Origin of the sequence: Mycobacterium sp. SP-6446 (assembly GCF_001954045.1) — a bacterium.
Lineage (GTDB): Bacteria > Actinomycetota > Actinomycetes > Mycobacteriales > Mycobacteriaceae > Mycobacterium.
Map to the genome: position 1 here is coordinate 1 of NZ_MBEM01000060.1, position 5,825 is coordinate 5,825.

The window sequence follows — 5,825 nt, forward strand, 5'->3', positions numbered from 1 at the left end:
CCCGCGCCGGTGGCCGACGACCTCGCCTACATCATCTTCACCTCCGGGACGACGGGTGTGCCCAAGGGCGTGGCCATCACGCACCGCAACGTCACCCTGCTGGCCGACGCCCTCGACGACACCGGCCTGCCGCCGGGACCCGAGCGGGTGTGGTCGCAGTGGCATTCCTACAGCTTCGACATTTCGGGCTGGGAGATCTTCGGCGCCCTGCTGCGTGGCGGGCGCCTGGTCGTCGTGCCCGAATCGGTGGCCAGCTCGCCGGAAGACTTCCACGCCTTGCTCGTCGACGAACGGGTCAACGTGCTGAGCCAAACCCCGTCGGCCGTCGGGGCGTTGTCACCGGAGGGTTTGGACTCGGTGGCCCTGCTCGTCGGTGGCGAGGCCTGCCCGGCCGAAGTGGTCGACCGCTGGGCGCCCCGGCGGGTGATGATCAACGAATACGGCCCGACCGAGACCACGATGTGGGTCGCGATCAGCGCCGCACTGACGCCCGGGTCGGGCGTGGTGCCGATCGGGTCGCCCCTGCCGACGGCGGCGTTGTTTGTGCTCGACGCATGGTTGCGGCCGGTGCCGGCCGGAGTGGTCGGTGAGTTGTATGTGGCCGGCGGCCAGGTCGGCTGCGGGTATTGGCGCCGGGGCGGGTTGACCGCGTCGCGATTCGTGGCGTGCCCGTTCGGCGGGCCCGGGACACGGATGTACCGCACCGGCGACCTGGTGTGCTGGGGCCCCGACGGACAACTGCAATATCTCGGGCGCACCGACGAGCAGGTGAAGATCCGCGGGTATCGCATCGAACTCGGTGAGGTGCAGGCGGCGCTGGCCGCGCAACCCGGGGTGCGGCAGGCGGCGGTGATCGCCCGCGAGGACCGCCCCGGGGATAAGCGCCTGGTCGGCTATGTCACCGGGACCGCCGATCCGGCCGCGGCCCGCGCCCAGCTGGCCGAGCGGCTCCCCGCGTACATGGTGCCGGCGGCCGTGGTGGCGGTGCAGGCCCTGCCGTTGACCGTCAACGGCAAACTCGACAAGCGCGCCCTGCCGGCACCCGAATACCAGGAGGGTGATCGGTACCGAGCGCCGTCCACTCCCACCGAGGAGATCCTCGCCGGCATCTACGCCGAGGTGCTCGGCGTCGACCGCGTCGGGGTCGACGAGTCGTTCTTCCACCTCGGTGGGGATTCGCTTTCCGCGATGCGGGTGATCGCCAAGATCAACACCGCCCTGGATACCCACCTGTCGGTGCGCGTCTTGTTCGACGCGCCGTCGGTAAGCGGCCTGAGCCAGCAGGTCGGCCGGCATGCCGGCGCGGACGGCTTCACCTCCGTGCACGGCCGCGACGCCACCGAGGTGCACGCCGCCGACCTCACGCTGGACAAGTTCCTCGACGCCACGACGCTTTCCGCCGCCCCGTCCCTGCCCGGCCCCAGCGCCGAGGTGCGGACGGTATTGCTCACCGGCGCAACCGGTTTCGTGGGGCGCTACCTGCTGCTGGAATGGCTGGAGCGGATGGAGCTGGTCGACGGCACGCTGATCTGTTTGGTGCGGGCCGATTCCGACGAGGACGCGCGACGCCGGCTGGTCAAGGTCTTCGACCGCGGCGATCCGGATCTGCTGTGGCGATTCCAGGACCTGGCCCGCGATCATCTGCGGGTGATCGCGGCCGACAAGGCCGAAGCCAACCTCGGCCTGGACGAGCAGGCCTGGCAGGGGCTGGCCGACACGGTCGACCTGATCGTCGATTCCGCGGCCATGGTAAGCGCCGTCTTGCCCTACAGCGAGCTGTTCGGGCCCAACGTCGCGGGCACCGCCGAGTTGATCCGGTTGGCGCTGGCCACCAAACTCAAGTCCTACATCTACGTGTCGACCGTCAACGTGGGCGACCAGATCGAGCCGTCGGCGTTCACCGAGGACGCCGATATCCGGGTCATCAGCCCCACCCGAACCATGGACGGCAGCTACGCCAACGGCTATGGCATCAGCAAATGGGCCGGCGAGGTGCTACTGCGCGAGGCCAACGATCTGTGTGGGCTGCCGGTGGCGGTGTTTCGCTGCGACATGGTCATGGCCGACACCACCTACGTGGGTCAGCTCAACGAGTCGGACCTGTTCTCCCGCATGGTGTTGAGCGTGGTGGCCACCGGTATCGCACCGCGTTCGGTGTACCGGCTCGATGCCGACGGCAACCGGCAACGCGCGCACTTCGACGGGCTGCCCGTCGGATTCGTCGCCGAGTCGATCGCCACACTGGGAGCCCAGGTGGTCGACGGGTTCGAGACCTACCACGTGATGAACCCGCACGACGACGGCATCGGATTCGATGAGTTCGTCGACTGGCTGATCGAGGCCGGCCACCCGATCCAGCGCATCGACGACTTCGGGGAATGGCTGCGGCGCTTCGAGGCCGCCCTGCGTGCCCTGCCCGAACGGCAGCGCCAGCACTCGGTGCTGGAGGTACTGCAATTGCTGCTGCGCAATACCCCGGACGTGCACGCGATCGAGCCGGTCCGGGGTTCTCTCGCGCCGACCGACCGATTCCGGGCTGCGGTGCAGGAAGCCAAGATTGGGCCGGACAACGACATCCCGCACGTCTCGCCGCCGATCATCGTCAAATACGTCACCGAGTTGCAGCGGCTCGGACTGCTCTAGCCGGCAATCACCACATGCACGGCACCAGGCGGTAGCGGACCTTGCGCGTGTACTCGCGATACCCGTCCAGCTCTTCGGACAGCAGCTTCTCCTCATCCCGGATGCGCCAGGCGAGCACGCCGAGGCCCGGCAGAACGAACAGCAGCCCCCAATAGGAGCCGAGCGCGAGGGAGAAGCCGATCATCATGATCACGTTGCCGGTGTACATGGGGTGGCGCACCAGCCCGTAGAGCCCGTTGGAGATGACCTTCTGGCCGGCCTCCACCCGGATCGTCGCGGCCGCATGGCTATTCTGGACGACCACCAGCATCATCACGCCCAGCCCGACGGCTACCAGGACATCACCGGCCAGGCAGACCGCGGCCGGGGCCCGCGACCAGCCGAAGCGATGGTCGAGGGCGCTCAGGGCGAGCATCGCCGCCAGCGACGACCACGAGGCCGCCATCACGACCTTCTGCGTCGTTCGCGTCTCCGCCGCCGGTCCTCCACGCATCCGGCGTTGTAGCGCAACGGGATTCGTGCGCAGTAAGTAAAGGCTGGGGAGCCACCCGGACAGGGCGAACACCACCAGGAAAACCCATGCCTGCCAGTAGTCGAACGTGAAAGCCGCCGTGAATAGGATCACCCCGAACACGACGGGCTCAACAAGCCCCAATGCCAACATTTTTGGAACGGTGGTCACGCATCCTCCTGCCGTGGGCTGCCGCGGGCGCCAGTTTTCGCACGGTGTTCGTACTGTAGGCGATCGGTGTGTGTCCGGCGGTCGGCTACACCTGAACAGGTACAGCGACTTGCCGGGTTTTGTCCCCGACGGTGGCGGCGACGACGGTAATCTGATGACCGTGGAGGGGACTTCCGTTCCGGCTGTGCTGCGCGAACGCGCCAGCCTGCAGCCCGATGACACGGCGTTCACGTTTGTCGATTACGACCAGGACTGGAACGGCGTGGAGGAAAGCCTGACCTGGTCGCAGCTGTATCGGCGAACACTGAACGTCGCACGGGCGCTCGAAGATTGCGCGTCGACGGGTGACCGCGCCGTCATATTGTCACCCCAGGGGCTCGACTACATCGTTGCGTTTCTCGGCGCATTGCAAGCGGGGCAGCTCGCGGTTCCGCTTTCGGTTCCGCTAGGTGGCGTCAGCGATGAGCGCGTCAGCTCGGTACTGCGCGACACGTCGCCGACCGTCGTCCTCACCACGTCCCCTGTCGCGGGCAAGGTTGCCTATTATGCGACGCGGTCCGCGGAATCAGTTCCCACGATCGTTGAGGTTGACCGGCTGGATCTTGACGCTCCGGCAGGATCGGGCGCCCGGCGCGAGACCTATCCGGATGTGGCGTATCTGCAATACACGTCGGGGTCGACCCGCCAGCCGGCCGGAGTCATGATCTCGCACCACAACTTGCTGGCCAATTTCGAACAGCTGATGTCCGACTTCTTTGTGGATTACGGACGGGTCCCGCCGGCCGACGGCTGTATTGTGTCGTGGCTGCCGTTGTATCACGACATGGGTTTGGTCCTGGGGGTATGCGCGCCGATTCTGGCGGGGGTCGGCACCGTGCTGACGAGCCCGGTGGCGTTCCTGCAACGGCCGGCCCGCTGGATGCAATTGCTGGCGAACAACCACCATCCATTTTCGGCGGCGCCGAACTTCGCCTTCGAATTGGCGACACGAAAAACCTCGGACGAGGACATGGCCGGATTGGACCTGGGGGAGGTGCTGGTCATCCTCAGCGGTAGCGAACGGGTGCACCCCGCGACGCTGCGGCGTTTCACCAATCGGTTCGCGCGTTTTAACTTGCCCGACAACGCGATACGGCCGTCATATGGGCTCGCCGAGGCAACGGTGTATGCGGCTACCCGCACTCCTTCCCAGCCACCCGAGATCGTCCACTTCGAATCCGAGAAGCTGTCCGCCGGCCATGCGGAGCGTTGCGCTAGCGGGACCGGTACACCGCTAGTCAGCTACGGGGTGCCGCGGTCACCGACGATTCGCATCGTCGATCCCGACACGTGCGTCGAGTGCCCGGAAGGTACGGCCGGTGAGATTTGGATGCACGGCGCCAACATCGCTATGGGCTACTGGCACAAGCGCGACGAGACCGAGCGCACCTTCGGCGGGCGGCTCGTCGCTCCGTCGGCGGGGACGCCCGAAGGGCCGTGGCTCAGAACGGGAGACCGGGGATTCTTCTCCGATGGGGAGCTGTTCATCGTTGGCCGCATCAAGGATCTATTGATTGTTTACGGGCGTAACCACTCACCCGACGACATCGAGGCGACCATCCAGGAGATCACCCGGGGCAGGTGCGCGGCGATAGCGGTTGCGCGCGATCACACGGAGGAGCTCGTGGCCATCATCGAGGTCAAGCGCCGCGGCGATTCCGATGAAGCGGCAGCGGACCAGCTCGTCGCCGTCAAGCGTGAGGTCACCTCGGCCATATCCAATTCGCATGGGCTGGCCCTCGCGGATCTGGTTGCGGTGCCACCGGGTTCGATTCCCATCACCACGAGCGGCAAGGTCAGGCGAGCGGCCTGTGTCGAGCACTATCGACACGGCCGGTTCACCCGTTTGGACGCTTAGGCAATCACCGGGCCCGCGGCTCCGGGCTTCAGGGGGTGCGCAGACCGCGGTCGCAAACCGGAGGTCACGAGGTGGGTAAGAGATCGTCCAAATGTGTTGTTTTACATGTGTTTTACTGCACGATCGGTTCACCCGTTCGGCCGTTCGAGCAACACCGCGGACCGGGGTCCAGCGCGAATTTGTTAGGCAGGCTTGGAGTTCCGGGCTTCAGCTCATTGATCTGCGACTTCGTCCGGCGCTAGCCGACTAGGCCTGAGCTCGCATGGTCCGGCCGCAAACCGGAGGGCGTGTGTTGGGTAAGAGATCGTCGAAAAGTGTTGTTTTACATGTGTTTTACAGCAAGAAACTTTCTCGAAATCCCAACGGACGCGGTAGGCCTCCGTTATGGTTTGGGCCGGGCTTCACTCATTTCGACTAGACGGCCTAGGGGAATTTTGCCGGTGTTCCAGGCGGCTGGCGGATGGTCTCGGGTGAAGAGGATCGCGTCGCGTATCCGGACTACTTCGAAGAGAAAAGGACCGATAGACGGCCGAAAAGTCTGCGCGAGAGGCTGGCAGTGGGCAGGGCTTTTGATAACTAAACCATGCGGGGTGGGGGATTCGG

Annotated in this window: 3 protein-coding genes; 2 read left to right on the plus strand and 1 reads right to left on the minus strand. The window is 65.8% G+C overall.

Annotated elements, in window-relative coordinates:
• On the plus strand, positions 1-2,643 hold a 2,643-nt coding region (locus A5736_RS04315; RefSeq protein WP_139333128.1), incomplete at its 5' end, for an amino acid adenylation domain-containing protein.
• Between the two features lie 7 nt (positions 2,644-2,650).
• On the opposite strand, the gene A5736_RS04320 is transcribed toward A5736_RS04315, so the two are convergent.
• Positions 2,651-3,307: an isoprenylcysteine carboxylmethyltransferase family protein gene (locus A5736_RS04320; RefSeq protein ID WP_076244704.1), complete on the minus strand. Its 657-nt coding sequence runs from the start codon at positions 3,305-3,307 to the stop codon at positions 2,651-2,653.
• Between the two features lie 172 nt (positions 3,308-3,479).
• Between A5736_RS04320 and A5736_RS04325 the strand changes: the two genes are divergently transcribed.
• A complete protein-coding gene (locus tag A5736_RS04325) occupies positions 3,480-5,222 on the plus strand; it encodes an AMP-binding protein (protein WP_076244716.1) in 1,743 nt (580 codons plus the stop codon).
• Positions 5,223-5,825: the final 603 nt, after the last annotated feature.